General features: G+C 68.1%; 26 protein-coding genes and 5 tRNA genes. 25 read left to right on the forward strand and 6 right to left on the reverse strand.

What is annotated here, in order from left to right; all coding sequences use genetic code 11:
* Positions 1–2: 2 nt before the first annotated feature.
* From ACFWZ1_RS04680 to hemA, 3 genes are all read right to left on the reverse strand, one after another.
* A complete protein-coding gene (locus ACFWZ1_RS04680) occupies positions 3–2,102 on the reverse strand; it encodes an O-linked N-acetylglucosamine transferase family protein (protein WP_439665612.1) in 2,100 nt (699 codons plus the stop codon).
* Positions 2,099–3,175 (reverse strand): peptide chain release factor 1, encoded by a 1,077-nt coding sequence (prfA, locus tag ACFWZ1_RS04685; protein ID WP_439665613.1) that lies wholly within the window; start codon positions 3,173–3,175, stop codon positions 2,099–2,101. The genes ACFWZ1_RS04680 and prfA overlap by 4 nt, the downstream gene beginning before the upstream one ends.
* A gap of 86 nt (positions 3,176–3,261) precedes the next feature.
* A complete protein-coding gene (gene hemA / locus ACFWZ1_RS04690; protein WP_231324135.1) occupies positions 3,262–4,533 on the reverse strand; it encodes a glutamyl-tRNA reductase in 1,272 nt (423 codons plus the stop codon).
* A 97-nt stretch (positions 4,534–4,630) separates the two neighbouring features.
* On the opposite strand from hemA, the gene ACFWZ1_RS04695 reads away from it, so the two are divergent.
* From ACFWZ1_RS04695 to ACFWZ1_RS04735, 9 genes are all read left to right on the forward strand, one after another.
* The gene (locus tag ACFWZ1_RS04695) at positions 4,631–6,379 is read left to right on the forward strand and encodes a tetratricopeptide repeat protein (protein WP_439665614.1); all 1,749 of its coding nucleotides are present in this window, start codon (positions 4,631–4,633) and stop codon (positions 6,377–6,379) included.
* Positions 6,376–7,005, forward strand: a complete 630-nt coding sequence (gene lolB / locus ACFWZ1_RS04700; RefSeq protein WP_439665615.1) for a lipoprotein insertase outer membrane protein LolB — start codon at positions 6,376–6,378, stop codon at positions 7,003–7,005. The genes ACFWZ1_RS04695 and lolB overlap by 4 nt, the downstream gene beginning before the upstream one ends.
* 4 nt (positions 7,006–7,009) lie before the next feature.
* The gene (ispE, locus tag ACFWZ1_RS04705; RefSeq protein WP_439665616.1) at positions 7,010–8,416 is read left to right on the forward strand and encodes a 4-(cytidine 5'-diphospho)-2-C-methyl-D-erythritol kinase; all 1,407 of its coding nucleotides are present in this window, start codon (positions 7,010–7,012) and stop codon (positions 8,414–8,416) included.
* A 45-nt stretch (positions 8,417–8,461) separates the two neighbouring features.
* Positions 8,462–8,538: transfer RNA gene (locus ACFWZ1_RS04710), tRNA-Gln, on the forward strand.
* A 48-nt stretch (positions 8,539–8,586) separates the two neighbouring features.
* A complete protein-coding gene (locus ACFWZ1_RS04715; protein ID WP_231325888.1) occupies positions 8,587–9,525 on the forward strand; it encodes a ribose-phosphate diphosphokinase in 939 nt (312 codons plus the stop codon).
* Between the two features lie 140 nt (positions 9,526–9,665).
* A complete protein-coding gene (locus tag ACFWZ1_RS04720) occupies positions 9,666–10,316 on the forward strand; it encodes a 50S ribosomal protein L25/general stress protein Ctc (RefSeq protein WP_231324139.1) in 651 nt (216 codons plus the stop codon).
* A 49-nt stretch (positions 10,317–10,365) separates the two neighbouring features.
* The gene (gene pth, locus ACFWZ1_RS04725) at positions 10,366–10,956 is read left to right on the forward strand and encodes an aminoacyl-tRNA hydrolase (protein WP_439665617.1); all 591 of its coding nucleotides are present in this window, start codon (positions 10,366–10,368) and stop codon (positions 10,954–10,956) included.
* An 84-nt stretch (positions 10,957–11,040) separates the two neighbouring features.
* Entirely contained in the window at positions 11,041–12,132 is a 1,092-nt protein-coding gene (gene ychF, locus ACFWZ1_RS04730) for a redox-regulated ATPase YchF (RefSeq protein WP_231324141.1), read from the forward strand.
* Positions 12,133–12,264: 132 nt separating this feature from the next.
* A complete protein-coding gene (locus tag ACFWZ1_RS04735; protein ID WP_439665618.1) occupies positions 12,265–12,696 on the forward strand; it encodes a hypothetical protein in 432 nt (143 codons plus the stop codon).
* 59 nt (positions 12,697–12,755) lie between these two features.
* Here the strand turns inward: ACFWZ1_RS04735 and ACFWZ1_RS04740 are convergent, their stop codons facing one another.
* A complete protein-coding gene (locus ACFWZ1_RS04740) occupies positions 12,756–13,181 on the reverse strand; it encodes a DUF6491 family protein (RefSeq protein WP_439665619.1) in 426 nt (141 codons plus the stop codon).
* Positions 13,182–13,413: 232 nt separating this feature from the next.
* On the opposite strand from ACFWZ1_RS04740, the gene egtB reads away from it, so the two are divergent.
* The 4 genes from egtB (at position 13,414) to ACFWZ1_RS04760 (ending at position 17,551) form a co-directional block, all read left to right on the forward strand.
* Positions 13,414–14,658 carry an ergothioneine biosynthesis protein EgtB gene (egtB, locus tag ACFWZ1_RS04745; RefSeq protein ID WP_439665620.1) on the forward strand — a complete coding sequence of 415 codons (1,245 nt, stop codon included), beginning with the start codon at positions 13,414–13,416 and terminating at the stop codon, positions 14,656–14,658.
* A 22-nt stretch (positions 14,659–14,680) separates the two neighbouring features.
* Complete coding sequence (gene egtD / locus ACFWZ1_RS04750) at positions 14,681–15,667, forward strand: L-histidine N(alpha)-methyltransferase (protein ID WP_439665621.1); 987 nt, start codon at positions 14,681–14,683, stop codon at positions 15,665–15,667.
* Positions 15,668–15,785: 118 nt separating this feature from the next.
* Positions 15,786–16,841, forward strand: a complete 1,056-nt coding sequence (locus tag ACFWZ1_RS04755) for a class I SAM-dependent methyltransferase (RefSeq protein ID WP_439665622.1) — start codon at positions 15,786–15,788, stop codon at positions 16,839–16,841.
* On the forward strand, positions 16,838–17,551 hold the full coding sequence (locus tag ACFWZ1_RS04760) for a pseudouridine synthase (protein WP_439665623.1): 714 nt from the start codon (positions 16,838–16,840) through the stop codon (positions 17,549–17,551). Before ACFWZ1_RS04755 ends, ACFWZ1_RS04760 begins: the two co-directional genes overlap by 4 nt.
* 45 nt (positions 17,552–17,596) lie before the next feature.
* Here the strand turns inward: ACFWZ1_RS04760 and ACFWZ1_RS04765 are convergent, their stop codons facing one another.
* Positions 17,597–17,935 (reverse strand): YkgJ family cysteine cluster protein, encoded by a 339-nt coding sequence (locus ACFWZ1_RS04765; RefSeq protein WP_231324148.1) that lies wholly within the window; start codon positions 17,933–17,935, stop codon positions 17,597–17,599.
* A 104-nt stretch (positions 17,936–18,039) separates the two neighbouring features.
* Here ACFWZ1_RS04765 and ACFWZ1_RS04770 point away from each other — a divergent pair, with 104 nt between their 5' ends.
* Positions 18,040–19,596, forward strand: coding sequence for a protein adenylyltransferase SelO (locus tag ACFWZ1_RS04770; RefSeq protein WP_439665624.1), 1,557 nt, complete (start codon positions 18,040–18,042; stop codon positions 19,594–19,596).
* Positions 19,597–19,624: 28 nt separating this feature from the next.
* On the opposite strand, the gene trxC is transcribed toward ACFWZ1_RS04770, so the two are convergent.
* Positions 19,625–20,062, reverse strand: coding sequence for a thioredoxin TrxC (gene trxC / locus ACFWZ1_RS04775; RefSeq protein ID WP_439665625.1), 438 nt, complete (start codon positions 20,060–20,062; stop codon positions 19,625–19,627).
* A gap of 173 nt (positions 20,063–20,235) precedes the next feature.
* On the opposite strand from trxC, the gene ACFWZ1_RS04780 reads away from it, so the two are divergent.
* The 11 genes from ACFWZ1_RS04780 (at position 20,236) to rplL (ending at position 25,776) form a co-directional block, all read left to right on the forward strand.
* A tRNA-Tyr gene (locus ACFWZ1_RS04780) sits at positions 20,236–20,321 on the forward strand.
* A 49-nt stretch (positions 20,322–20,370) separates the two neighbouring features.
* Positions 20,371–20,444, forward strand: a tRNA-Gly gene (locus ACFWZ1_RS04785).
* Positions 20,445–20,468: 24 nt separating this feature from the next.
* Positions 20,469–20,544, forward strand: a tRNA-Thr gene (locus ACFWZ1_RS04790).
* Between the two features lie 80 nt (positions 20,545–20,624).
* The gene (gene tuf, locus ACFWZ1_RS04795; protein ID WP_231324151.1) at positions 20,625–21,815 is read left to right on the forward strand and encodes an elongation factor Tu; all 1,191 of its coding nucleotides are present in this window, start codon (positions 20,625–20,627) and stop codon (positions 21,813–21,815) included.
* Positions 21,816–21,899: 84 nt separating this feature from the next.
* Positions 21,900–21,975: transfer RNA gene (locus ACFWZ1_RS04800), tRNA-Trp, on the forward strand.
* 82 nt (positions 21,976–22,057) lie between these two features.
* Entirely contained in the window at positions 22,058–22,447 is a 390-nt protein-coding gene (gene secE, locus ACFWZ1_RS04805; RefSeq protein WP_231324152.1) for a preprotein translocase subunit SecE, read from the forward strand.
* Positions 22,448–22,457: 10 nt separating this feature from the next.
* Positions 22,458–23,018 (forward strand): transcription termination/antitermination protein NusG, encoded by a 561-nt coding sequence (gene nusG / locus ACFWZ1_RS04810; protein WP_231324153.1) that lies wholly within the window; start codon positions 22,458–22,460, stop codon positions 23,016–23,018.
* Between the two features lie 332 nt (positions 23,019–23,350).
* Positions 23,351–23,779 carry a 50S ribosomal protein L11 gene (gene rplK, locus ACFWZ1_RS04815; RefSeq protein ID WP_019464005.1) on the forward strand — a complete coding sequence of 143 codons (429 nt, stop codon included), beginning with the start codon at positions 23,351–23,353 and terminating at the stop codon, positions 23,777–23,779.
* Positions 23,780–23,782: 3 nt separating this feature from the next.
* A complete protein-coding gene (gene rplA, locus ACFWZ1_RS04820; RefSeq protein WP_231324155.1) occupies positions 23,783–24,493 on the forward strand; it encodes a 50S ribosomal protein L1 in 711 nt (236 codons plus the stop codon).
* Between the two features lie 341 nt (positions 24,494–24,834).
* Complete coding sequence (gene rplJ, locus ACFWZ1_RS04825) at positions 24,835–25,359, forward strand: 50S ribosomal protein L10 (RefSeq protein WP_231324156.1); 525 nt, start codon at positions 24,835–24,837, stop codon at positions 25,357–25,359.
* Between the two features lie 45 nt (positions 25,360–25,404).
* On the forward strand, positions 25,405–25,776 hold the full coding sequence (gene rplL / locus ACFWZ1_RS04830; protein ID WP_091340748.1) for a 50S ribosomal protein L7/L12: 372 nt from the start codon (positions 25,405–25,407) through the stop codon (positions 25,774–25,776).
* Positions 25,777–25,911: the final 135 nt, after the last annotated feature.

The following is a 25,911-nucleotide window of genomic DNA, read 5'->3' on the forward strand; positions in this document are numbered from 1 at the left end:
GATCAGAAATCCAGGTCGATCGGCGGTCGGCCGATGCGGTGGCGGGTGCCGATCGTCTGCACTACGCGGCGGAAGTCGGCGGCGAAACCGGCCATGTCGAACAGCGGCGACTGCGTGCGCAGGCCGGTCAGGTGCGTACGGATGGCGGCCAGGGCAGCGCGGTCGCGGCCCAGCTGCACGGCCATCGCCACGAAGGCGTCGGGATCGTCGGCCGCCAGCTCGGGCAGGTGGGCGTGGTGCAGCAGGCTCGCGGCGATGCGTCCGGCGAAGGTGTCGCCGGCGCAGGTGAGCAATGGGCAGCCGGCCCCCAACGCGTCGGCCGCGGTGGTGCGGGCGCCGCAGGGCAGGGTATCCAGGCACAGGTCGACCAGCGCGTAGCGGGCGAGGTGGTCCGCGTGAGGCAGGTCGGTCAGGAAGACCAGCCGCCCCCGTGAAACGTCCAGGGTCGCGGCGGCGGCGCGCAGGCGTTCCTCCGCGCCGCCCGGTGCCGCGCGCAGCCACAACACGCTGCCCGGCACTTCGTGCAGTACCTGCATGAAGCGCGCGAAGGCATCCGGGCCGATCGTGGCGGTGGCGTTGAAACAGGCGAATACCGTGCCTGTGTCCGGCAAGCCGCATTCGGCTCGCGTCGGTGGCGGCGTGGCGGTGTGGGTGTCGATGGGAAGAAAGCAGCGCGGCAGCGACAGCACTTTCTCGCTGTAGTCCCCTCGATGCGGCGCCGGCAGCACCACGGTGTCGGCGAGGATGTAGTCGATCCACGGCGCGCCGGCGGTGCCCGGCAGGGCCAGCCAGTTCACCTGCAACGGCGCGGGGCGCAAAGCCAGTATGTCGGCGTTGGTGTGTTCGCCGTAGCCGGTGAGATCGAACAGCACCTCGATGCCTTGCGCATGGATGCGCTCGGCCGCCTGCGGGGGTGGCACGGTGTCGATGGCATGCAACGAGGCCGCCGCCACCAGCCGCTGACGGGTCGGGCCGCCGTCATCGGCCGTCGTGGCGAACAGGTGCAGCTCCAGTCCGCCCAGCGCGGCCAGCGCCTCGACCAGGGCCGCCACCGTACGGCCGATCGGATGTTCGCCGAAACCGTCGGAGACCAGCCCGACGCGGATCGGCGCGTCTGGCGCGGGCCGCGGCAGGGCGAAGGCGAGCTTCTGTCGCAGGGGCGCAAGCTGTTGGTCGATCGCGCGGGTGAACGTTTCCATGGCCTTGCGCTGGAGTGCGCGGTCGAATGGCTCCAGCGGCAGCACGAAGGGCACGATGCCGGATCGACCGCTTTCCACCGCGTCGCGAAGGCGTGCGGTCAACGCTTCCTGCTCGCGCCAGTCGGCCAGACGTCGTCGCATGCAGGCAAGGCGGCTGAGTGCGGCGCCGGACTGCGGAGCCAGTTCCAGCGCGCGGGCGTAGGCGTCGGCGGCTGCGCTCAACTGGCCGGTTTCTTCCAGCATCCTCGCCGCCTGGAAGGCGAATCGCGGCTCGCGCGGCGTCAGTCGCTCGGCCTCCAGCCAGGCCTGGGCGGCTTCCGCGCTGCGGCCCAGGGCCTGTAGTGCGTGCCCGAGCAGGGCGTGGGCGGCATCCAGGCGGGGTGCCAGCTTCAACGCCTCGTGCACATGCGCCAGGGCCTTTGCGGTATCGCCCAGTTCCAGCTCGGCTTCGGCCAGGTTGAGGTGAAGGCCGGGGTGCTGCGGAGCCGCGCGCAGCGCCTGGGCAAAGGCCTCGCGTGCTTCCTCGTGGCGAACGGCAACCATCAGCGCCACGCCCAGCACCTGCAGGATGACCGGATCGCCGGGCTTGCGCGCCAGCGCGGCGTGCAGGCGTTCGATGGCGGCCTCGGGCCGACCATCCTCCAGCGCGACGTTGGCCAGGTTGCACTGCACTTCGATGCTGTCCGGCGCCAGCTCGGCGGCGCGGTGCAACGCGCTCGTGCCGTCGTGGCGGCGCCCCAGCTGCAGCAGCGCGATGCCGTGCAGCCGGACCAGTTCGCCGGATAGCGGAAAGCTTCGGCGCGCCCGGGCGGCAACCTCTTCGGCATCCCTGCTGGCACCCTGGCGAAGCAGGTGCGCCAGGCGGTGCAGCGTGGCCTCGAGCTCGGCGCGCGCGCCCGTCACGAGGCGAGGCTCTTGAGCTCGTCGGCCTGGTGCTCGCGCGTGAGCGTATCGACCAGCTCGTCCAGTTCACCGGCCAGCACTTCAGGCAGCCGGTACAGGGTGAGATTGACGCGGTGGTCCGTGATGCGGCCCTGCGGGAAGTTGTAGGTACGGATGCGCTGGCTGCGGTCGCCCGAGCCCACCTGCAGGCGACGCTCCTGCGCCTGTGCCGCGGCCTGCTTGCTCTGCGCCTCGTCGAGCAGGCGCGCCTTGAGCAACGACAGCGCACGGGCCCGGTTCTTGTGCTGGCTGCGCTCGTCCTGGCACTCGACCACGATGCCGCTGGGGAGGTGCGTGATGCGGATGGCGGAGTCGGTCTTGTTGACGTGCTGGCCGCCGGCGCCGGAGGCGCGGAAGGTGTCTGTCTTGAGGTCCGCCGGGTTGATCTCGATGTCCTCGATCTCGTCCATTTCCGGAAGGATCGCCACGGTCGCGGCCGAGGTGTGGATGCGCCCCTGCGACTCGGTTTCGGGCACGCGTTGCACGCGGTGCGTACCCGATTCGAACTTCAGCCGCGAGTAGGCGCCCTTGCCCTCGATGCGCGCGACGATCTCCTTGTAGCCGCCGTGTTCGCCGGGGCTTTCGCTCAATACTTCGACGTGCCAGCGGCGGCGTTCGGCGTAGCGCGCGTACATGCGGAACAGGTCGCCGGCGAACAGGGCCGCCTCGTCGCCGCCCGTGCCGGCGCGCACTTCCAGGAAAAGGTTGGCCTCGTCGCGCGGGTCCTTCGGCAGCAGCAGGATCTGCAACTCGCCGTCCAGTTCCGCCAGGCGCGTTTCCAGGCGTTCGACGTCGTCGGAGGCCATCTCGCGCAGCTCCGGGTCGGCCAGCATGGCGCGCGTCTCGGCCAGCTCGCGCTCGGCGCCGTCGTGTTCGCGCAGGGCGGCGGCGACCGGCTCGATCTGTGCGTACTCGCGCGACAGCTCACGAAAGCGGTTGGCGTCGGCGAGCACGTCCGGCTGCGCGAGCAGCAGGCCGATCTCCTCATGGCGTTCGGCCAGGGACTCGAGTTTGCGGCGGATCGATGGGGTCATGCCGATGCGTTTTCCAATAGGAGGAGCGCGCACGAGTGCGCGACCGCGATGGAGCGATTATCGCCGGTCGAGTACGGGGTGCGCCCCTACCGTTTGTCGGTGGGCTCGTCGGTGGGTCCGTACAGCCGCCCGGCCGCGTGCAGCAGGTCCAGGTCGCCATTGAGCGCCGCCTCGCGCAGGCGTGCGCTGGGATGGTGCAGCAGCTTGTTGGTCAGCGTGTTGGCGAGGAACGCCAGCGCCTCGTCGGGTGACTTGCCGCGCGCCAGCATCGCCTGCGCCTTGACCAGAACCTCGTCGCGATAACGCTCGGCATGCTGGCGCAGGTCGATCGCCGGATTGCGCAGGGTCAGCGCGCGGCGCCAGGCCATGTAGTGGTCGACCTGCAGGTCGATGATGGTTTCGGCCTCGCGCGCGGCGGCCTCGCGGGAGCGGCGGTTCCCGTCGATGACCTGCTGCAGGTCATCGATTGCATAGAGATAGACGTCCTCCAGCGATGCGACGGCCGGATCGATGTCGCGCGGCACCGCGATGTCGACCATGAACATCGGCTTGCGCCTGCGCGCCGCGACCGCGCGCTCGACCATCGGCCGGGTCACCACCGGTTGCCGGGCGGCGGTGGAGGAAATCACGATGTCGGCCTCGGCCAGATGTTGCGGCAGATCGGCCAGCGCAATGGCGTAACCGCCGTAGCGGGTGGCCAGCTCCTGTGCGTTTTCCAGCGTGCGGTTGGCCACGATCAGGCGGCTGACCTGCTTGTCCACCAGGTGACGCGCGGCCAGCTCGATGGTGTCGCCGGCGCCAATCAGCAGCACGCAGGCCTGCTTCAGGTCGGTGAACACCTGCTCGGCCAGCCGCACGGCGGTAAAGGCCACCGAAACGGTATGCGCGCCGATGCGGGTGTCGGTGCGCACGCGCTTGGCGACGGCGAAGGTGTGCTGCAGCAGGCGGTCCAGCGGCGCACCGAGCGCCCGCGCGTCGCGCGCGAGCTGGTAGGCGTCCTTCACCTGGCCCAGGATCTGCGGCTCGCCCAGCACCATCGAGTCCAGTCCGGTGGCGACGCGGAACATGTGGCGTACCGCCGCGTCCTCGTCATGCCGGTAGAGGAACTCGTCCAGCTTGCCGGGGGTCAAGCGATGGTGGCGGTTGAGCCACGCCTGCGGCGCCTGCTCGGCACCCTCGGCCACGCCGACGTACAACTCGGTGCGGTTGCAGGTGGAGAGGATCAGCGCTTCTTCCACGCCCGGCTCGGCCCGCAGTTCGCGCAGCGCTTCGCCGGCGGCGTCCGCATCGAACGCCACCTGTTCGCGCAGGCTGACCGGCGCGGTGAGGTGATTGAGCCCGAGGGCGATCAGCGGCATGGCGTGGAATGCGAATTGACGACGGGGTATCCGCGGCGGCGTAGGCTAAGCTTTCGGTACCGGGGCGCGATCAGGTACGGGCCGGACGGACGATGGGATGAGGACTAGTGTGCTGAGCGTGAAGGGCAAGTTCAAGCAACTGCGGCATTTTGCGGGCATGGCCGGCTTCGCGCTGGGCCTGGCCGGCTGCGCCAGCCTGCCCGGCGGCAAGGCTCCCGCGCCCGCTCCCAGGCAGCCGCTGGACCGGCTCACCGTCGTCACGCCGGACGAGCAGCATGACCTGCTCGCGCAGCTGCTGGCCGGTGAAATGGCGCTGACGCGCAACGACCTCAAGGGTGCGTCGGCCCGCTACGCCCAGGCCATGGCGCTGTCGGACGATCCCAAGGTCGCCCAGCGGGCGGTGGAGCTGGCCCTTGCGGTGCGCGACACCCAAGCCACGCAGCAGGCGATCGACCGCTGGCAGGCGCTCGGCGCCGGCACTGCCGACCTGGCCCAGGCGCGCGCCGAACTGGCCCTGGCCACCGGCGACACCGCCGGCGCGCGCGAACAACTGGAGCGCCTGGTCGGCAGCGGCGATCCGCATGCCTGGCGTCGTTTCGGCCGCGCCCTGGTCGGCGCGCGCGACCCGGCGCAGGCAGCCCAGTTGCTCGAAACCCTGGCTACCCCCAACCGCCTGCCGGCCGATCCACAGGCCTGGCTGGCGATGAGCGAGCTGGGCGACAAGCTCGGCAGGCCCAAGTACGCCATGCAGATCGCCGATGCCGCGGTGGCCCGTTTCCACGACACCGAAACCTACGCCTGGGCGGCGCAGATGAAGTTCAAGGCCGGCGACAAGAAAGCGGCCACCGGACTGCTCAAGCAGGCGCTGGCCCGTTCGCCGGACAATGTGCGCCTTCGCCTGACCTACGCCAGCCTGCTCAGCCAGGGCGGCGATTACCAGGCCGCTGCAAAGCTGCTCGACAAGGGCCCGCAAAGCGCCGAAACCTACGCCCTGCGCGCCGGACTGGCCGCGCAGGCGCACGACAAGACGGCGCTGGCCAGGCTTTACCGCGACCTCAAGCAGGCGCCCGCCGGGGTTCGTGAAAGCAGCGCCTTCCTGCTCGGCCAGCTGGCCGAGATGCAGGACCGCAATGACGAGGCGCTGGACTGGTATGACCAGGTCGGCGACGACGATCCGCACGCGTTCGACGCCGACCTGCGCAGCGCGGTGATCCTGCACACGCAAGGCAAGGTGGACGACGCGCATGCGCTGATGGAACAACTGGAAACCGCCTACCTCGACCAGCCCGAGGAATTGCGCCGTGCCTGGCAGGCCGACGCCGAGCTGTACATGCGCGAGGGGCATTACGCACAGGCGGCAAAGGCCTACGACCACGCGCTGCAGGTGCTGCCAGACGATCCGGGCCTGCTGTACGGCCGCGGCCTGGCCTATGCGGAGGCGGGCAACATCGACCACGCGGTGGCCGACTTCCGCCACCTGCTCAAGCTCAAGCCGGACGATATCGACGCCAGCAACGCGCTGGGCTACACGCTGGCCGATGCCGGCCGCGACCTGCCCGAAGCCAAGCAGCTTATCGAGTCGGCTCGTGCAGCCAAGCCGCATGACCCGGCGATCGCCGATTCCTGGGGTTGGCTGCAGTACCGCCTGGGCCACCTCGACGAGGCAGCGCGCGCGCTGCGCCAAGCCTGGAGCGCCGCGAAGGACGCCGACGTGGGCGTCCACCTGGGCGAGGTGCTGTGGAAGCTGGGCAAGCGCCAGGACGCGAAGCACGTGTTCGACCAGGTACGCAAGATCGATCCGCGCAACGCCAACCTGCGCGACACCCTGCGGCGCCTGGAGCCATGAGGCGCCTCCTCTTTCCGGTCGCGGCAGCCGGCCTGCTGCTGGCCGCCTGCGCGCCGGTGCCGGTGCGCAAGCCGGCCGACGAGGCCGCCCTCGCCGCGCAGGCCGCGCGGGAAGGGCAACTGGCGGACGTCCACCAGTGGACGCTGGAAGGCCATCTTGCCGTTTCCGATGGCCACGATGGCGGCAGCGGCAGCCTGCGCTGGATGCAGGACGGCGAGCGCTACGACTTCGAGCTGCGCGCGCCGATCACCGGCAAGAGTTTCCGCCTCAGTGGCGGTCCTGGCGGCGCGCTGCTGGAAGGCATCGAAGGCGGTCCGCTGCGCGGCACTGACGCAGAGGCGCTGATGCGCAAGGCGCTGGGTTGGGAGGTGCCGCTGGACGACCTGCGCGCCTGGGTGCTGGGCCTGCGCGCGGCCGGCGCACCCGCGGAATTGCGCTTCGGCGAACACGACCTGCCGTCCCTGCTCACCCAGGATGGCTGGACGGTGGACTACCGCGCCTGGGACCAGGCCCACCAGCCGCCCTTGCCGCAGAAAGTGTTCGCCAGCCGTCCGCCCTACAAGGTCAAGCTGTCGATCGACAGCTTCCGGCTCGGCCCGGCGCCCTGCGCCGATTGCGGGCGCTGACGCCATGGCGGTGACCCTCGCACGCGCCGTGTCGGCGCAGGTGCCCGCGTTGTGCGCGATCGAGCGCGCGGCGGTGGAACTGTTCCGCGGTCATCGCGCGTGGCATGCGTACGCGGCCATGGCGATCCCGCCGGAATTGCTGGAAGTGGCGGTGACGCGTGGCCTGGTCTGGGTCGCGCTGGAGGAGGGTACGCCGGTCGGCTTCGTGTGGCTGCAGGACGGCACGGCCGAGGGCGCCGTCGAAGTCGCCGAGATCGACGTGTTGCCCTCGCACGGTCGCCGCGGGATCGGCGCCGCACTGCTCGAACACGCCTGCGCCTGGGCACGGGCGGCCGGATTTGCGCGCGTCGACCTGGGTACCCTGGCGGACGTGCCGTGGAATGCGCCGTTCTATGCGAAGCACGGCTTTGCAACGGTCGACAAGACCGATCCGTCCTTCGCCCGAGCCCGCGAGCGGGATCGCGAGAACGGTTTCCCCGATGCCTTGCGCGTCTTCATGTCGCGCCCGCTTGGCGCGCCCGATCGCGAGGAGTGGACCGCCTGGCCCGCGCCGGCCAAGCTCAACCTATTCCTGCGCATCGTCGGTCGCCGTGCGGACGGCTACCACGACCTGCAGACCGTCTTCCGCCTGCTCGACTGGGGCGACGAACTGCGCGTGCGGGTGCGTCGCGACAGCGCGATCGTGCGCGTGAACGACGTGCCTGGCGTGCCGTCGGACGCCGACCTGGTGGTGCGTGCCGCCCGCCTGCTGCAGGCGGAAGCCGGCGTGGCGCTGGGCGCCGAGATCGCCGTGGACAAGCGCATCCCGATGGGCGGTGGCCTCGGCGGTGGCAGTTCCGATGCGGCCACCACGCTGGTCTCGCTCAACCACCTGTGGGGCTGCGGCCTGGACGAGGACGCGCTGGCACGCCTGGCGCACCGGTTGGGCGCCGATGTGCCGGTGTTCGTGCGCGGCCGCTCGGCCTGGGCCGAGGGGGTGGGCGAGCGACTCACCCCCGTGGCGCTGCCGCGACGCTGGTACGTGGTGCTCGATCCGGGCGAACACGTGCCTACCGCGGCCCTGTTTCAAGCGTCTGAATTGACACGAAATGCACCGCCGGCGACAATTTCGTCCTTTGCTTCCGGCGAAACGGCGGAAAACGCGTTCGAGCCGGTCGTGCGTGCGCGACACCCCAAGGTGGCCGCGGCGCTGGACTGGCTCTCGCGCTTCGGTCGCGCCCGGCTTTCCGGCAGCGGCGGATGCGTGTTCCTGGAAACCGCCTCGCTCGCGCAGGCGCGAAAGGTGGTGCGGCGGTGTCCTCCGGCGTTCGCGGCGCAACTGGCCGCGGGGGTGGAGGTTTCGCCCTTGCATCGCGCCTTGGCGCGCCACCGCGCCCGGGTCGCATCGCCGGGGCAGCCGTTGCGGGCTTGAAACAAACGACGGGCAGTCAGGACGACGGCCCGCCAAACGAAACACTGGGGCGTCGCCAAGCTGGTTAAGGCACGGGATTTTGATTCCCGCATGCGCAGGTTCGAATCCTGCCGCCCCAGCCATTCACGAATGGCTTTCTTCGAGGAAACACCGTGGACACGTCCACCCCGATGCTCTTCACCGGCAATGCCCACCGCACCCTCGCCGAGGACGTCGCGCAACGGCTTGGCGTGCCGCTGGGCAAGGCCCTGGTCGGCAAGTTCAGCGACGGCGAGGTGCAGATCGAGATCGAGGAGAACGTCCGCAAGCAGGAAGTGTTCGTGCTGCAGCCGACCGGCGCGCCGAGTGCGGAGAACCTGATCGAGATGCTCGCCCTGGTCGACGCGCTCAAGCGCGCCTCGGCCGCCACCGTTACCGCAGTGATGCCGTACTTCGGCTACGCCCGCCAGGATCGCCGTCCGCGCTCGGCGCGCGTGCCGATCACCGCCAAGATGGTCGCCACCTTGATCGGTACCGCCGGCGTCGACCGCGTGCTGACGGTCGACCTGCACGCCGACCAGATCCAGGGCTTCTTCGACGTCCCGGTGGACAACGTCTACGCCTCGCCGATCCTGCTGGCGGACATCTGGCGCAACCACTCGATGGACGACCTGATCGTGGTCAGCCCCGACGTCGGGGGCGTGGTGCGCGCACGCGCGATCGCCAAGCGGCTGGACGACGCGGACCTGGCGATCATCGACAAGCGCCGCCCGAAGGCCAACGTCGCCACCGTGATGAACATCATCGGCGAGGTCGACGGCAAGACCTGCGTGCTGGTCGACGACATCGTCGACACCGCCGGAACCCTGTGCGCGGCCGCCGCGGCACTGAAGGAGCGCGGCGCGCGAAAGGTCGTCGCCTACTGCGTGCACCCGGTGCTCTCGGGCGCCGCGATCGGCAACATCGAGAACTCCCAGCTCGACCAGCTGGTGGTCACCAACACGTTGCCGCTGCGCCCCGAGGCGCAGGCTTGCGCCAAGATCCGCCAGCTCTCGGTCGCCGAGCTGCTGGCCGAGACGATCCGCCGCATCGCCTTCGGCGAGTCGGTGAGTTCGCTTTACGTGGATTGAAAAGCGGAAAGTCCGCCCGGGATGGGCGGGCCTGATTGTCGCGGCAAGATGCTGCGTGGAAGCAACGGACTTTCCTGGTCGCGGGGAAGTCGCTCGTCCGCCGCGAGGCGAACAAAACACAACCAAGGTAGTAAACGAACATGGCCCAGATTCATGAAATCAAGGCGCAGAACCGCAGTGACGAGGGGAAAGGTGCGAGCCGCCGCCTGCGTCACGCGGCGATGGTGCCTGCCGTCGTCTACGGTGGCACCCAGCCGCCGCAGAGCATCCAGATCGAGCACAACACCATCCTGCTCGCCGCCAAGAACGAGTGGTTTTTCTCCTCGATCCTCGACCTGAACGTCGACGGCAAGGTGCAGAAGGTGCTGGTGCGCGACTGGCAGAAGCATCCGTTCAAGCAGCAGATGCTGCACATGGACTTCCTGCGCGTGAACGAGAACGAAGCGGTCCGCGTGAACGTGCCGCTGCACTTCCTCAACCAGGAGAAGTCCCCGGCCGGCAAGACCTCCGGCGTGGTGATCTCGCACAACCTGACCGAAGTGGAAGTGTCGTGCCTGCCGGCGAACCTGCCGGAGTTCATCGAACTCGACCTGGCCGACCTGAAGCCGGGCGACATCGTCCACCTGTCGCAGATCAAGCTGCCCAAGGGCGTGAGCCTGCCGGCGCTGAACCTGGGCGCGGACCACGACATTGCCGTGGTCACCGCCAACACGGTGAAGGAAGAAGCCGAGCCGGCCGCCGAAGCCGCTGCGGCGCCGGAAGGCGAAGCCAAGCCTGCCGAGAAGAAGTAAGCCTGTCCGGGCCTCCCGTCCGCGGGAGGCCCGGCCATCGGCTTAAGGCATGGCTGGACTCAAGCTCATCGTCGGCCTGGGCAACCCCGGCGCCGAATACCTCAGGACCCGGCACAATGCCGGGTTCTGGTTTGTGGACGCGTTGGCTTCCGGCCAGGGCGAGCGTTTTGCCTTCGACGGCAAGCTGCACGGCGAGGCCTGCCGCGTGCGCATCGGCGGCGAGGGCGTGTGGCTGCTCAAGCCGTCCACTTTCATGAACAAGAGCGGCATCGCGGTCACCTCCGCGCTGCGCTACTACAAGATCCAGCCCGACGAGTGCCTGGTCGCACACGACGAACTGGATCTGCCGGCCGGCACCGTGCGGATGAAGTTCGACGGAGGCCACGGCGGCCAGAACGGCCTGCGCGACACGATCCAGCATCTGGGCCACGGCAAGTTCCACCGCCTGCGCATCGGCATTGGCCATCCGGGCCACAAGGACAAGGTCACGCCCTGGGTACTCGGCAAGCCATCCGCGCAGGACGAGGATGCGATCCTCGATGGCATCGCCCGCGCGCTCGACGTGCTTCCACTGGCGGTCGGCGGGCAGTTCGACAAGGCGATGCAACAACTGCACACCGTGGGGGCAGGAAACGGCTAGCCGGAGCGTGAGCGCGCCCGTCGCGCCTTCCGGTTTTCCGACCCCGCCTCCAGGTTTCCCACATCAGTTTTCCGGAGTCCCACCATGGGCATCAAATGCGGCATCGTCGGCTTGCCCAACGTCGGCAAGTCCACCCTGTTCAATGCGCTGACCAAGGCCGGCATCGCCGCCGCCAACTTCCCGTTCTGCACGATCGAGCCGAACGTAGGCGTGGTGCCGGTACCCGATGAGCGCCTCAACGCGCTCTCGGCGATCGTCAATCCGCAGAAGGTGGTGCCGACCGCGGTCGAGTTCGTCGACATCGCCGGCCTGGTCGCTGGCGCGTCGAAGGGTGAGGGCCTGGGCAACAAGTTCCTGGCGCACATCCGCGAGGTCGATGCGATCGCCCACGTGGTGCGCTGTTTCGAGCACGGCGACATCGTGCACGTGGCCGGCAAGGTAGACCCGATCGCCGACATCGAGACGATCGACACCGAACTCGCGCTGGCCGACCTGGATTCAGTCGAGAAGGCGCTCAACCGCGCCGAACGCGCGGCCAAGGCCAACGACAAGGAGGCGCTGGCGAAGAAACCCGTGCTGGCCAAGCTCGCCGCCGCGCTCAACGAAGGCAAGTCCGCCCGCAGCATCGGCCTGGACGAGGAGGAGAAGGCGCTGGTGCGCGATCTCTTCCTGCTCACCCTCAAGCCGCTGATGTACATCGCCAACGTGCGCGAGGACGGTTTCGAGAACAATCCGCACCTGGACGCCGTGCGCGCCCGCGCCGCCACCGAGGGCGCCGAGGTGGTGCCGGTGTGCGCGGCGATCGAGGAGGAAATGGCCCAGCTCGAAGACGCCGACCGCGACGAATTCCTCAAGGACCTCGGCCTGGACGAGCCGGGCCTCAACCGCGTGATCCGCGCGGGCTACAAGCTGCTCAACCTGCAGACCTACTTCACCGCGGGCGTGAAGGAAGTGCGCGCCTGGACGGTGAAGAAGGGCGCCACCGCGCCGCAGGCCGCCGGCGTGATCCACACCGACTTCGAGCGCGGCTTCATCCGCGCCGAGACCGTCTCCTACGACGACTTCATCCAGTACAAAGGCGAAGCCGGCGCCGCCTCGGCCGGCCGTCTGCGCAAGGAAGGCAAGGACTACGTCGTCAAGGATGGCGACGTGCTGCACTTCCTCTTCAACGTCTGAGTCCGGCTACTTGTGCGGGAGCAGCCAAGGGCGCTCCCGCGAACCCCGCGCGCTGCGCGCTTAAGTGCCGATTAAGCCCGCCAGCCGGAGCATCGCCTTGAAGGGCAACGTCGCCCGATTGGAGGCATCTGCATGAGCACGCATTGGCTGGCCAAACCCGCGCTGGCGATGGCGACCCTGCTGCTGGCGTCGACCGCAGCGCTGCCGGTGGGCGCATCGGCGCACGACTGGCACGACCGAGGCTGGCACGGCCGCGGCCATTACGATCGCGGGTGGCATGACCGCGGCGGCTGGCACGACCGTGACCGCTACGACCGTGGCCACTGGAGCGGCGGTCGATGGGTGGCCGGGGCGATCGTCGCCGGCGCCGTGATCGGCCTGGTGGACGATGCGCTCAATCCGCCGCCGCGCGCGGTGGTTTACGAGCGTCCGGTCTATCGCCGCCCGGTGCGGGTGGTCTACGAGGAACCGGTCGTCACCCGCCGCGTGGTGGAGACGCGCACCGTTTACGTGGACCAGGCGCCATCCACCCGTTACGTGGGTTATGACGGCGACGGCGACTGACAAGCCGTTAGTTGAACAAAAAGGGCCCGGCCATGCCGGGCCTTTTTTTGCCCAAGGCATCATCCGGCAGGCGGCAATTCGGCCACGCTGCCATGGCGCGCCGCGTGCTGGCGCATCTGCTCGAATTTCGCCTTGTCGACCATCTCCACCGATGAGATCGCGCAGGCCGGCTGGTCGCGGCCACTGACCGTTTCGCCGACCTGCCCGCAGATGCGGCCGTCGCCGACGGATTTGCCCGACTCGCTCGCACGCAGCAGGAAGCCCGGTGCGCCGATCCCCAGGCGTGGGCAGTCGGCGGCCAGGTGCACCAGGTAGCGGTACGGGCCAGTGCGCACCAGCGCGGTGCGCGCATCCACGACGTGCCACTCGTTGATCTTGTCGGTCTGGATGCATTGCGCATAGGGCAACGCCTTGCCGGGCGCGCCGGCGGCAAATGCGGCGCAGTTTGCGGTGGCGAGCAACAGCAGGACGGGCAGGCGTTTCATGGCATCACCTCGCGAGGGGAAAGACACATGGGGAGCAGGCCCCTCCAGCATCGCGCGCCGGCATCGCCGGCGCCAGCATTGCCGTGTCAGGAACTTGCCATCGGCCGATCACACGTATTGAACGGGGGTTGCGCCATGCTTGGAAGATGCCTACGGTTCGATCCGCTCCGCGGTACCGCGGCACCGGCAACGCCCACGCACACCGCGAGTCCGATCCACGATGGAGCAGGCCATGACGCAGCTGAGCCCCCTCGCCGGCGACACTCTCGCGCAGCGCTACCGGCGGGTCCGCCAACAGACCCTGCAGCTCTGCGCGGGCCTCACGGCCGAAGACATGATGGTGCAGTCGATGCCCGACGCCAGCCCGGCGAAGTGGCACCTGGCCCACACCACATGGTTCTTCGAGCAGTTCGTGCTCGGGCGTGATCCGCATTACCGCCCGCGCGACCCGGCCTGGCATTACCTGTTCAATTCCTACTACCAGAGCGTCGGCCCGATGCACGCGCGGCCGCAACGAGGCCTGCTGTCGCGGCCTTCGCTGGACGAAGTGCTGGCGTATCGCCGCCACGTCGACGAGGCCCTGGGCGCGATGTTGTTGCGCGGGGACGAGAATGCGCCGACCGCGATCATCGAGCTCGGTCTGCAACATGAACAGCAGCACCAGGAATTGCTGCTCACCGACATCCTCCATGCGTTCTGGTGCAACCCGCTGCTGCCGTCGTACCTGCAGGCGGCGCCGCCCGCGTCCATGGCCCCGGTTTCCCTGCAGTTCCTGCCAGGACAGGAAGGCGTGGTCGCGATCGGCCATGCCGGCGACGACTTCGCCTTCGACAACGAAACCCCGCGGCACCGAACCCTGCTGGCGTCGCATGCGCTGGCCAACCGCCTGGTCACCAACGAGGAGTACGCCGCGTTCGTGCATGACGGCGGCTATCGCGAGCCGTCGTTGTGGCTGTCCGATGGTTGGGCCACCGTGCAGAACGAAGGATGGCAGCGGCCGATCTACTGGCGGCCGGACCTGGCGAGCGCGTTCTCGCTGGCCGGCGTGCAGGCACTGGACCCGGGCGCACCGGTCTGCCACCTGAGCTACTACGAAGCCGATGCGTTCGCCCGCTGGGCTGGCGCGCGACTGCCTACGGAAGCCGAATGGGAGGCTGCGGCCGCAACGCTGCCGGTCCAGGGCAACCTGCTCGATGGCGTGCCACGGCTTCCGCAACCGACCGGCGGCACGGGCCTGGCTCAGATGTATGGCGACGCCTGGGAGTGGACCGCATCGCCCTACGTGGCCTATCCCGGTTTCCGCCCCTTGCCGGGCGCGCTCGGCGAATACAACGGCAAGTTCATGTGCGGCCAATGGGTGCTGCGTGGCGGTTCATGCGCCACCCCAGCCGGCCACGTGCGCGCGAGCTACCGCAACTTCTTCCCCCCGCAGGCGCGCTGGCAGTTCGCCGGACTGCGCCTGGCCAAGGACCGATAAGATCTCAAGGAGCATTGCCCCGATGAACATCCGTGCCCTGGACCTGCCCGCCGACGGACGGACCCCGCCCGCCGGTGGGCTGCTGGAGACCGTCCGCCGCGGGCTGCGTGCGCAGCCCAAGCGCCTGCCCTCGTGGCTGTTCTACGACGCGCAGGGTTCGGCGCTGTTCGAGCGCATCTGCGAGCAGCCGGAGTACTACCTGACCCGCTGCGAGACCGCCCTGATGCGCGAGCACGCCGCCAGCATCGCCGACACGCTGGGCATGGAGGTGCGGTTGGTCGAGTACGGCAGTGGCAGCGCGACCAAGACGCGCCTGCTGCTTGAGCACATGGCCGCACCGGTGAGCTACGTTCCGGTGGAGATCTCGCCCGAACCGTTGCTGCAGAGCGTGCGGCGCCTGGGCGAACACTTTCCGCAGCTCCCGGTGCAACCGCTCTGCGCCGACTTCACCCGTCCGCTGCGCCTGCCGATCCCGCCGCGCGCGCCGCGACGCACGGTCGTCTATTTTCCCGGCTCGACCATCGGCAACTTCGACACGCGCGAGGCGATCGCCCTGTTGCGCAAGATGCGCACGGAGATGGGCGAGAACGGCGGCATCCTGATCGGTGCGGACCTGAAGAAAGACACGTCCCTCATCGAGGCGGCCTACAACGACGCCGCCGGCGTCACGGCGGAATTCACCCTCAACATGCTCGCGCGCCTGAACCGCGAGCTGGGCAGCGATTTCGACCTGGGCGCATTTCGCCACCGCGCGCACTACAACGCGTTGGCCGGCCGCATCGAAACCAGCCTGGTCAGCCAGCGCGAGCAGAAGGCCCGGGTGGGCCGCAGCCAGATCGCCTTCGGCAAGGACGAGGCGATCCGGGTGGAAGTCAGCTGCAAGTATTCGCTGGAGGATTTCGCCACGCTTGCGGGCAAGGCCGGACTGGAGGTGCTGCGTGTGTGGCTGGACCCCGAAGGGATGTTCAGCGTGCAGTATCTGGTGCGCGCCGGCTCGGTCGCACGCTAGGCAGACCAACCATAGGTGGGCCAGCCCGCCGCGCTCTTGCGGCTACTCGTGCCGATGGCCGCGTTGCCGCCTGGCGTCAACGCGTAGAATCGCGCTCCCATCCGCCAGCCCGAATCCGATGGCAGCTACCGTCGCCACCGCACCCGCGCCCCAGCTGGACGCCCTGTTCCTGCCCATTGCCAGCGGCGAGTTGCGCCTGCCCGACGACGGCCGGGTGCTTTTCCTGCGTGCCCGCGAGGGTTTGCCGTTACGCGCGTTCGCCACCCCGGCCTGGCTTTGCGCGCAGAGTTTCGGGCCCTTTGCCGACGAGCTTCGCCGGGCGGGCATGACCGTCGGCGAGCCGGCGCAGGACGACCGGTTCGCGCTGGTCCTCGTGCTGCCGCCGCGTCAGCGCGACGAGGCCCGCGCCCTGTTCGCCCGTGCGGCACGACACCTGCAGCCCGGTGGCGTCGTGCTGATGGCGGTGCCCAATGCCGAAGGCGCGAAATCGGCCGAAGCGGATGCCGTGCGGCTGTTCGGCGCGGTGCACAGCCTGTCCAAGCACAAGTGCCGGGTGTTCTGGGCGAGCGCCGGCGAGGCGGTGGATGCCGCACGGCTGGCCGAATGGGAAGCGTTCGACGTGCCACGCCGGATCGCCGGTGGTTATCTCAGCCGCCCCGGGCTGTTTGCCTGGGATCGCATCGACGCGGCCTCGGCGCTGCTTGCGGCACAGCTGCCGAACGACCTGCACGGCCGTGTCGCCGATCTCGGTGCGGGCTATGGGTATCTCGCGGCGCAGGTGATCGCGCGCTGCCCTGGCGTCACCGCCATGGATCTGTACGAAGCCGAAGCCCGTGCACTGGAACCGGCCCGCATCAACCTCGCCGAGGCGATCGCTGCGAGCGGGCGACAAGTGAATGCGGAGGTGCACTGGCACGATGTCACCACCGGCCTGCCGCATCGCTACGATGCGATCGTGACCAATCCGCCGTTCCACCAGGGGCGCGCGGACCTGCCCGGGCTCGGCCGTGCCTTCATCGACGCGGCTGCCGATGCGCTGCTTCCGCACGGTCGACTGTGGATGGTCGCCAACCGGCACCTGCCGTACGAGGCCACGCTGGCTACACGCTTCGCCCACGTGCGCACGGTGGCCATGCAGGAGGGCTTCAAGGTGATCGAGGCGGTGCGTGCATGAAGCTGGTGCGCCTCATTGCCAACCTCGGCTACGGCAGTCGCAAGGAAGTGATGCAGCTGTTCCGCGAAGGGCGCGTTACCGATCCGGCGGGCGAGGTGCTCTACACCGACGACCGGGCCGAACACGCGGACATCCGCATCGACGGCGAACCGCTGGACCCTCCGACCGGGCTGGTACTGCTGATGCACAAGCCGACCGGCTACACCTGCTCGCGCAAGGACGCCGGCCGGCTGGTCTACGACCTGCTGCCACCGCGCTGGCGGAGCCGCGATCCGGCGCTGTCTACCGTCGGGCGGCTCGACCGCGACACGTCCGGGCTGTTGCTGCTCACCGACGATGGCGCGCTGCTGCACCGGATCATTTCGCCCAAGGCGAACGTCGCCAAGGTCTACGAGGCCACGCTTGCCCGCGACCTGCGTGGCGACGAGGGCGAAGTGTTCGCCAGCGGCACGTTGATGCTGGAATCGGAAACCACGCCGCTCGCCCCGGCACAGTTGCAGCCGCTCGGGCCGCGCCGCGCCAGGCTGACCGTCACCGAGGGGCGCTACCACCAGGTGCGGCGCATGTTCGCCGCCGTGGGCAACCACGTGGACGCGCTCAAGCGTGTGGCGATCGGCCGGCTGACGCTCGACGGCCTGGCGCCGGGTGCGTGGCGCGCGCTGGCGGCGGAGGAGATCGCCGAGGCTTTCGAGCCGCCGTCGCTGCCGTAGGACCGGTTGGGCCCGCATGCGTTGCGGACCCAACGGCAGGAGCTTCTACAGGAGCTTCACCGGCGTGGGCACGGACGGGCCATACCATTTGCGCCGCTCGTCCCGGCAACCGGGACTGCCCATGGCGTACTTGCGGCAGATCGACGGGCGTTGCTCGTAGATCGTGCAGCGCGAGGTATTCGGATCGACCGCCGCGCACCAGCCGTCCTCGCCCTTGGCGAGCGTCGCAAGTCCGTGGTCGTCGCGCGTGACCAGCCAGTCGGGCACGTCGTCCTCGGGCATCAAAACCACGGTCAGCCGGCAGCACACCGCATCGCAGGCCGTGCATTGCACGGAAGGGTCCACGCTCGTGGCGTAGCGATCGTCTTCGAAGTCGTCGTTCACGCGTCAGTATGGGGCCTCGGGCGATCCCGTGCGCTAAACATTCGTGTTGCCGAACGCACACTGCGCGAACGTTTCCTCGTGGACTTGCATGCGATCATCCCGCGATGCGCCTGGACTTCGACAATGCCTTCCTGCGCGATCTCGCGGGCGACCCCGAGTACGGGCCGCGCCTGCGCCAGGTCGAAGGGGCCGCCTGGTCGCACGTCCAGCCCACGCCCGTGCCCGCGCCGCGCGTGGTGGCCTGGTCGTCCGAGATGGCGGCGATACTGGGGTTGTCGAGGCACGACATCGAAAGTCCCGACTTCGCCAGCGTGTTCGGCGGCAATGCGCTGCTGGAAGGCATGCAGCCGTGGGCCAGCAACTACGGCGGCCACCAGTTCGGCGTATGGGCTGGGCAACTGGGCGACGGTCGGGCGATTTCGCTGGGGGAGGCACTGGACGCGCGAGGTCGGCGCTGGGAGCTGCAACTGAAGGGCGCCGGCCCTACGCCGTACTCGCGTGGCGCGGACGGCCGCGCGGTGTTGCGTTCGTCGATCCGCGAGTTCCTCTGCAGCGAAGCGATGCACCACCTGGGCGTTCCCACCACGCGCGCACTGTGTCTGGTCGAGACCGGCGCGGCAGTGGTGCGCGACATGTTCTACGACGGCCACCCGCGTGAGGAGCCCGGTGCCATCGTCTGTCGCGCCGCGCCCTCGTTCATCCGTTTCGGTCACTTCGAACTGCCCTACGCGCGCAACGACGTGGCGCTGCTGCGCCAGCTGGTCGACTTCACCATCGGGCGTGATTTCCCGCACCTGCACGGGAAGGGCGAAGCGCTTTATGCGGACTGGTTCGGCGAAGTCTGCGAACGCACCGCGCGACTTATGGCGCAGTGGATGCGCGTCGGCTTCGTGCACGGCGTGATGAATACCGACAACATGTCGATCCTCGGCCTGACCATCGACTACGGCCCCTACGGCTGGATCGACGACTACGATCCGGAGTGGACGCCCAACACCACCGACGCGGCGCGCCGACGCTACCGCTTTGGCCAGCAGCCCAACGTGGCGTGGTGGAACCTCAGCCGGCTGGCCAGCGCGTTGTCGCCGCTGTTCGCCGATGTCGCGCCGCTGCAGGCGGGGCTCGATCGCTACGTCCGCGCGTGGGGGGCCTCCGACCGCGCCAGCGCGGCGGCGAAACTCGGCCTTGCCACGGCCCGCGACGAAGACCTGGAACTGCGCGACGGCCTGCATGCCTGGATGCGCGAGGCCACGGCCGACATGACGCTCACCTGGCGCGCGCTGATCGAACTGGATCCTGCCGCGCCCTCGCCGGACGTGCTGGCGGGCGTGTGCTACGACGAGAGCCGACGCCTGGCTGCCGAGCCGGTGCTGCGCGACTGGCTGGGGCGGTACGCCGCGCGCCTGCGCGAGGATCCGTTGCCGGCGGAGCAGCGTCGCACCCGCATGCAGATGGCCAATCCCAGGTATGTGCTGCGCAACTACCTCGCCCAGGAGGCGATCGATCGCGCGGAGCAGGGCGACTATGCGCCGGTCCACGAGCTGCTGGACGTGATGCGCCGCCCTTACGACGAGCAGCCCGGGCGCGAGCACTTTGCGCGCAAGCGTCCCGAATGGGCGAAACAGCGCGCCGGTTGCTCGATGCTCTCCTGCAGTTCCTAAATCGTCGGCGCAAGCGGCGCGCGCAGGTTCATTGCAGCGCGTGGTCGATGAACTGGCGCAGTTGCGCGGCGTTGAGCGCACCCGCCTGACGGGCGATCTCGCGCCCGCCGCTGAACAGCGCTAGCGTGGGAATGCTGCGGATGCCGAATCGCTGCGACAACTGCGGTTGCGCGTCGGTATCGACCTTGGCCAGGCGCAGGCGCGGTTCGAACTGGCGCGCCGCCTCTGCGAACACCGGCGCGAAGCCGCGACACGGGCCGCACCAGGGTGCCCAGAAGTCGATCAGCACCGGAAGGTCGCCACGTCCGGTCACGGCATCGAAGTTGGCCGCCGTCAGCTCGAGCGGACGGCCCTCGAACAGGGCCTTCTTGCAACGGCCGCACACCGGCTGCTCGGCCAGGCGATCGGCAGGGACGCGGTTGAGCGCATCGCAGTGAGGGCAGGGAACGTTCAACGGTGTGGACATGGCATGCTTCCGGGTGGCCTCGCACGGATATGGCGGCCGTCGCGGACGGTGCAAGCGATCCGGACAGCGGAACCGCGGCGGACCAGTTGCCCCAGATGTGGCCAAACGCGGATTTGACCGTCGCAAACTGTTGACACACCCGGGCCCGCTCGCGAAAATAGGCGTTCTTTGTTGGAGGGATACCCAAGCGGCCAACGGGGGCAGACTGTAAATCTGCTGGCTTACGCCTTCGGTGGTTCGAATCCACCTCCCTCCACCATCAGACGAGTTCCGCGCAGGACCTGGTGTCAAGCCGGGAGTTGTACCAGGCGGGAGTAGTTCAATGGTAGAACCTCAGCCTTCCAAGCTGATGGTGCGGGTTCGATTCCCGTCTCCCGCTCCATTGATCTCGTCTCCAAACGTTTTCGCTCATGTAGCTCAGTCGGTAGAGCACTTCCTTGGTAAGGAAGAGGTCACAGGTTCGATTCCTGTCATGAGCACCATCTCACGCGGCTGCCGCCGGTCGCTCCGGGCCTACGGCAGGTTTTCTTTTTTTCATTGACTCCATCGGGGTTTAGCGCGCATGGCAAAGGGTAAATTCGAACGCACCAAGCCGCACGTGAACGTCGGCACGATCGGCCACGTGGACCACGGCAAGACGACGCTGACGGCGGCGCTGACCAAGGTCGGAGCCGAGCGCTTCGGTGGTGAATTCAAGGCCTACGACGCGATCGACGCGGCGCCGGAAGAGAAGGCGCGCGGCATCACGATCTCGACCGCGCACGTGGAATACGAGTCGCCGACCCGCCACTACGCGCACGTCGACTGCCCCGGCCACGCCGACTACGTCAAGAACATGATCACCGGCGCGGCGCAGATGGACGGCGCGATCCTGGTGTGCTCGGCCGCCGACGGCCCGATGCCGCAGACCCGCGAGCACATCCTGCTGTCGCGCCAGGTGGGCGTGCCCTACATCGTCGTGTTCCTGAACAAGGCCGACATGGTCGACGATGCCGAGCTGCTCGAGCTGGTCGAGATGGAAGTGCGCGAGCTGCTGTCCAAGTACGACTTCCCGGGCGACGACACCCCGATCATCAAGGGTTCGGCGCTGAAGGCGCTGGAAGGCGACCAGTCCGAGATCGGCGTGCCGGCGATCATTCAGCTGGTGGACGCGCTGGACAGCTACATCCCCGAGCCGGTGCGTGCGATCGACAAGCCGTTCCTGATGCCGGTCGAAGACGTGTTCTCGATCTCCGGCCGCGGCACCGTGGTGACCGGTCGTATCGAGCGCGGCATCATCAAGGTCGGCGACGAAGTGGAAGTGGTGGGCATCCGTGACACCCAGAAGACCACCGTCACCGGCGTGGAAATGTTCCGCAAGTTGCTCGACCAGGGTCAGGCGGGCGACAACGCCGGTCTGCTGCTGCGCGGCCTGAAGCGTGACGACGTCGAGCGTGGCCAGGTGCTGGCCAAGCCGGGCACGATCACCCCGCACACCGACTTCGAGGCCGAGGTCTATGTGCTGAGCAAGGACGAGGGTGGCCGTCATACCCCGTTCTTCAAGGGCTACCGTCCGCAGTTCTACTTCCGCACCACCGACGTGACCGGCGCGGTCACGCTGCCGGAGGGCGTGGAGATGGTCATGCCGGGCGACAACATCAAGATGGTGGTGAGCCTGATCCACCCGATCGCGATGGACGAGGGCCTGCGCTTCGCCATCCGCGAAGGCGGCCGTACCGTCGGCGCCGGCGTGGTGGCCAAGGTCATCAAGTAAGCTGCACATACGGAAACCGGGAGCCGGTATCGCACGGGCATTGCCTGTCGACGCCGGCTCCCGCTTCCGATCCGTTTTACCGATACGCCAGTAGCTCAATTGGCAGAGCAGCGGTCTCCAAAACCGCAGGTTGGGGGTTCGAGTCCCTCCTGGCGTGCCATCTTTCGAGGACCGATGACGGGTGCGGGTAGGCGTCGATGGGCCATCCGGCTTCGGCGACTCCTTCCACCGGTCACTGCGCAATGAATACCAAGGCAGAACAGCCCCGCGGCACGAGTGCGGCGGATATCGGCAAGCTGGTGCTGGCGGTGCTGGTGCTGGCGGCGGGCATCTTCGCCTATTCCTGGTTCGACAATACCGTCCCCGGCTCCGTGCGCCTGGCTGGCGTGCTGGTCGCGCTGGTCGCGGCGATGGCGATCGGTGCCTTCACCGGCCCGGGCCGCAAGGCGCGCAATTTCATCGCCGAGTCGCAGTTCGAGATGCGCAAGGTCGTCTGGCCGACGCGTGACGAGACCCTCAAGACCACGCTCGTCATCATTGCGGTCGTGATCGTGCTTTCGTTGCTGCTGGGCCTGATCGACCTGATCCTGAAGTCGGTCGTGCTGGACTGGCTGCTGAAACTCGGTTCGTAAGGAGTAGCCCATGTCCAAGCGTTGGTACGTCGTGCACGCCTACTCGGGCTTCGAGAACCAGGTCCGCAAGTCGCTGTCGGAGCGAATTGCGCGCGCTGGCATGGAAGAGAAGTTCGGCGAAGTGCTGGTGCCGACCGAGGAAGTGATCGAGATGCGCGGCGGGCAGAAGCGCCGCAGCGAGCGCAAGTTCTTCCCAGGCTACGTGCTGGTGCAGATCGAGACCGATACCGAGGGCAAGTCGCCCCGCATCGACGACGAATGCTGGCACCTGGTCAAGGAGACGCCCAAGGTGATGGGCTTCATCGGCGGTACCGCCGACCGCCCGCTGCCGATCCGCGACAGCGAGGCCGACGCCATCCTCAGTCGCGTGCGCGAGGGCGTGGAAAAGCCCAAGCCCAAGGTGCTGTTCGAGCCGGGCGAGATGGTCCGTGTCACCGAAGGCCCGTTCAACGACTTCAACGGCGTGGTCGAGGAAGTCAACTACGAGAAGAGCCGCCTGCGCGTCGCGGTGCTGATCTTCGGTCGTTCGACCCCGGTCGAGCTCGAGTTCGGGCAGGTCGAAAAGGCTTGATGCCCTGCTTCCTCTCCCCTCCGGGGAGGGGATCGAGGTGAGGGGCCGGGGCTCGCGGGAAATCCCAGCAGAGCCGCGCTTCAATCAACCTCTTCCGCAAGAGCTGCCCCGCACTCCAGCTCTTTCCCTGGAGGGGTGGGTGAGCAGATCGGCCCGCTGGCCCGCCACTTGCTTAAAACTTGATCACTCCTTAAACTACGCGGTTCCACGCCGAAGTCTTTCGACTCGGCGTGTTCGTTTTTCGACGGCCTGCACGGAAAGCAGGCTCTCCACCGCCTGGAAGGCAAGCACGCGAGGAGCCGCAAGGCGCCAGCACTCGCAAGGAAAATCCCATGGCAAAGAAAGTCGTCGGTTACATCAAGCTGCAGGTCAAGGCCGGCCAGGCCAACCCGTCGCCGCCGGTGGGCCCCGCCCTCGGTCAGCGCGGTCTCAACATCATGGAATTCTGCAAGGCGTTCAACGCTGCCACGCAGAAGATGGAGCCGGGCCTGCCGATCCCCGTGATCATCACGGCCTACTCGGACCGCAGCTTCACCTTCATTACCAAGACCCCGCCCGCCACCGTGCTGATCAAGAAGGTCACCGGCGTCGCCAAGGGTTCGTCCAAGCCGAACACCGACAAGGTGGGCAAGATCACCCGCAAGCAGCTCGAAGACGTTGCGAAGCAGAAGGAGCCGGATCTGACGGCTGCGGATCTGGACGCTGCGGTGCGCACCATTGCCGGTAGCGCGCGCAGCATGGGCCTGGTGGTGGAGGGTTAAGACATGGCAAAGATCACCAAGCGTATGAAGGCCGCCCAGGCCGCTGTGCAGCCGGGCAAGGTCTACGGGCTGGAAGACGCCCTGAACATCATCAAGAAGAACGCTACCGCCAAGTTCGTGGAGTCGGTCGACGTGGCCGTGCGCCTCGGCATCGACGCCAAGAAGTCGGACCAGGGCGTGCGTGGTTCCTCGCTGCTGCCGCACGGCACCGGCAAGACCATCAAGGTCGCCGTGTTCTGCCCGGCGGGCGAGAAGGCCGAGGCCGCCAAGGCTGCCGGCGCCGATGCGGTCGGCATGGACGACCTGGCCGAGCGCATGCAGGCCGGTGACCTCGACTTCGGTCGCGTGATCGCCACGCCGGACGCCATGCGCGTGGTTGGCAAGCTGGGCCAGCTGCTTGGCCCGCGCGGCCTGATGCCCAATCCGAAGGACGGCTCGGTCACCGCCGACGTGGTCACCGCGGTGAAGAACGCCAAGGCTGGCCAGGTGAAGTTCCGCAACGACAAGGCGGGCATCATCCACGCCACGATCGGCAAGGCCAACTTCGAGGCTGCGCAGCTTGCGGACAACCTCAACGCGCTGATCGCCGACCTGCTCAAGGCCAAGCCGGCCGCGGCCAAGGGCCAGTTCCTGCAGAAGGTTGCCCTGTCCAGCACGATGGGCGTGGGCGTGCCGGTGGACACCTCGTCGCTGAGCGCGGCCACCGCGAAGTAAGACAAGTTCAAGCCCTTCGCGCCCGGTCGGGCGCGGAGGCAAGTTTTTGAGGGCAGCCCCGGCTCCGGCCGGGGCAGCCGTCAAAGACCGCAGGCGTGATCGATGTGCGACGACGACGGGCAGGGAGCTCGTTGGTGGCAGGGAATCGCCGTCGCCGCTTTACCTCGATCGCTTAATCGGCCGCAAGGCCAGCCGGCGTAGATGGTGCTGCCCTTTTCTGGAATGCACGTTCTGGAAAGGCCATCACCCCGGGACACGTCGTGTCCCCGACGTCATGGACGGCGTCGCTCAGGACCGCAAGCGGCAGGAGCCGTGAGCGGAGTTCCATGTGGAGGAGTGCAATGGCTCTCAATCTGTCCCAGAAGCAAGAAGTAGTCGCCGAGCTGGCAGACGTCGCCGCCAAGGCCCACTCCTTGGTCGCCGCCGAGTACGCGGGCACCACGGTCGAACAGATGACCGCGATGCGCAAGAAGGCCCGCGAGTCGGGCGTGTTCCTGAAGGTTGTCAAGAACACGCTGGTCTCCCGCGCCGTGGCCGGTACCGAGTTCGAGGTCGTCAAGGACGCCCTGACCGGTCCGCTGCTGTACGCGTTCTCGACCGAGGAACCCGGTGCCGCCGGGCGTCTGATCAAGGAATTTGCCAAGACCAACGACAAGCTCAAGCCGCGGCTCGTCTCGGTGGAGGGCAAACTGCTGCCCGCCGAGCACGTCGACGTGCTGGCCTCGCTGCCGACCCGCGAGCAGGCGCTCGCGATGCTGGCCCGCGTGCTGGCCGAGCCGGCTTCGATGTTCGCCCGCGTGGTCAAGGCCGTGGCCGACAAGCAGGGTGGTGGCGAAGTCGCCGCCGAAGCCCCTGTCGAAGCCTGATTCGCCGACCTTTCCAAACGAAATTATTTCCAGAGGTAAAACAAAATGTCCCTGACCAACGAACAGATCGTTGACGCCGTCGCCGCCAAGTCGCTGATGGAAGTGATGGACCTGGTGAAGGCCATCGAAGAGAAGTTTGGCGTCACCGCCGCCGCCCCGGTCATGATGGCCGCCGGCCCGGCCGCCGCCGGCCCGGTTGCCGAGGAGCAGACCGAGTTCGACGTGATCCTGAAGTCCGCCGGCGACAAGAAGGTCGACGTGATCAAGGCTGTCCGCGCGATCACCGGCCTGGGCCTGAAGGAAGCGAAGGACCTGACCGAGGCCGGTGGCGTCGTGAAGGAAGCCGCTTCGAAGGAAGACGCTGCCAAGTTCAAGAAGGACCTGGAAGCTGCCGGCGCCACGGTCGAACTGAAGTAATCGGCGCCTTGCGCGCCGTCAGTTTGGCTTAGCGTCAAGCGAGCCTGGGGACGAAAGTCCCCGGGCTTTGCCCGTTACGGATGGCGGCTCGCCGCCATTTGCGGACCGAAGGATGGTTCGCCGCGAATCAGGCGC

The organism is Frateuria sp. GZRe14, from assembly GCF_051900395.1.
GTDB classification, from domain to species: domain Bacteria; phylum Pseudomonadota; class Gammaproteobacteria; order Xanthomonadales; family Rhodanobacteraceae; genus Frateuria_A; species Frateuria_A edaphi.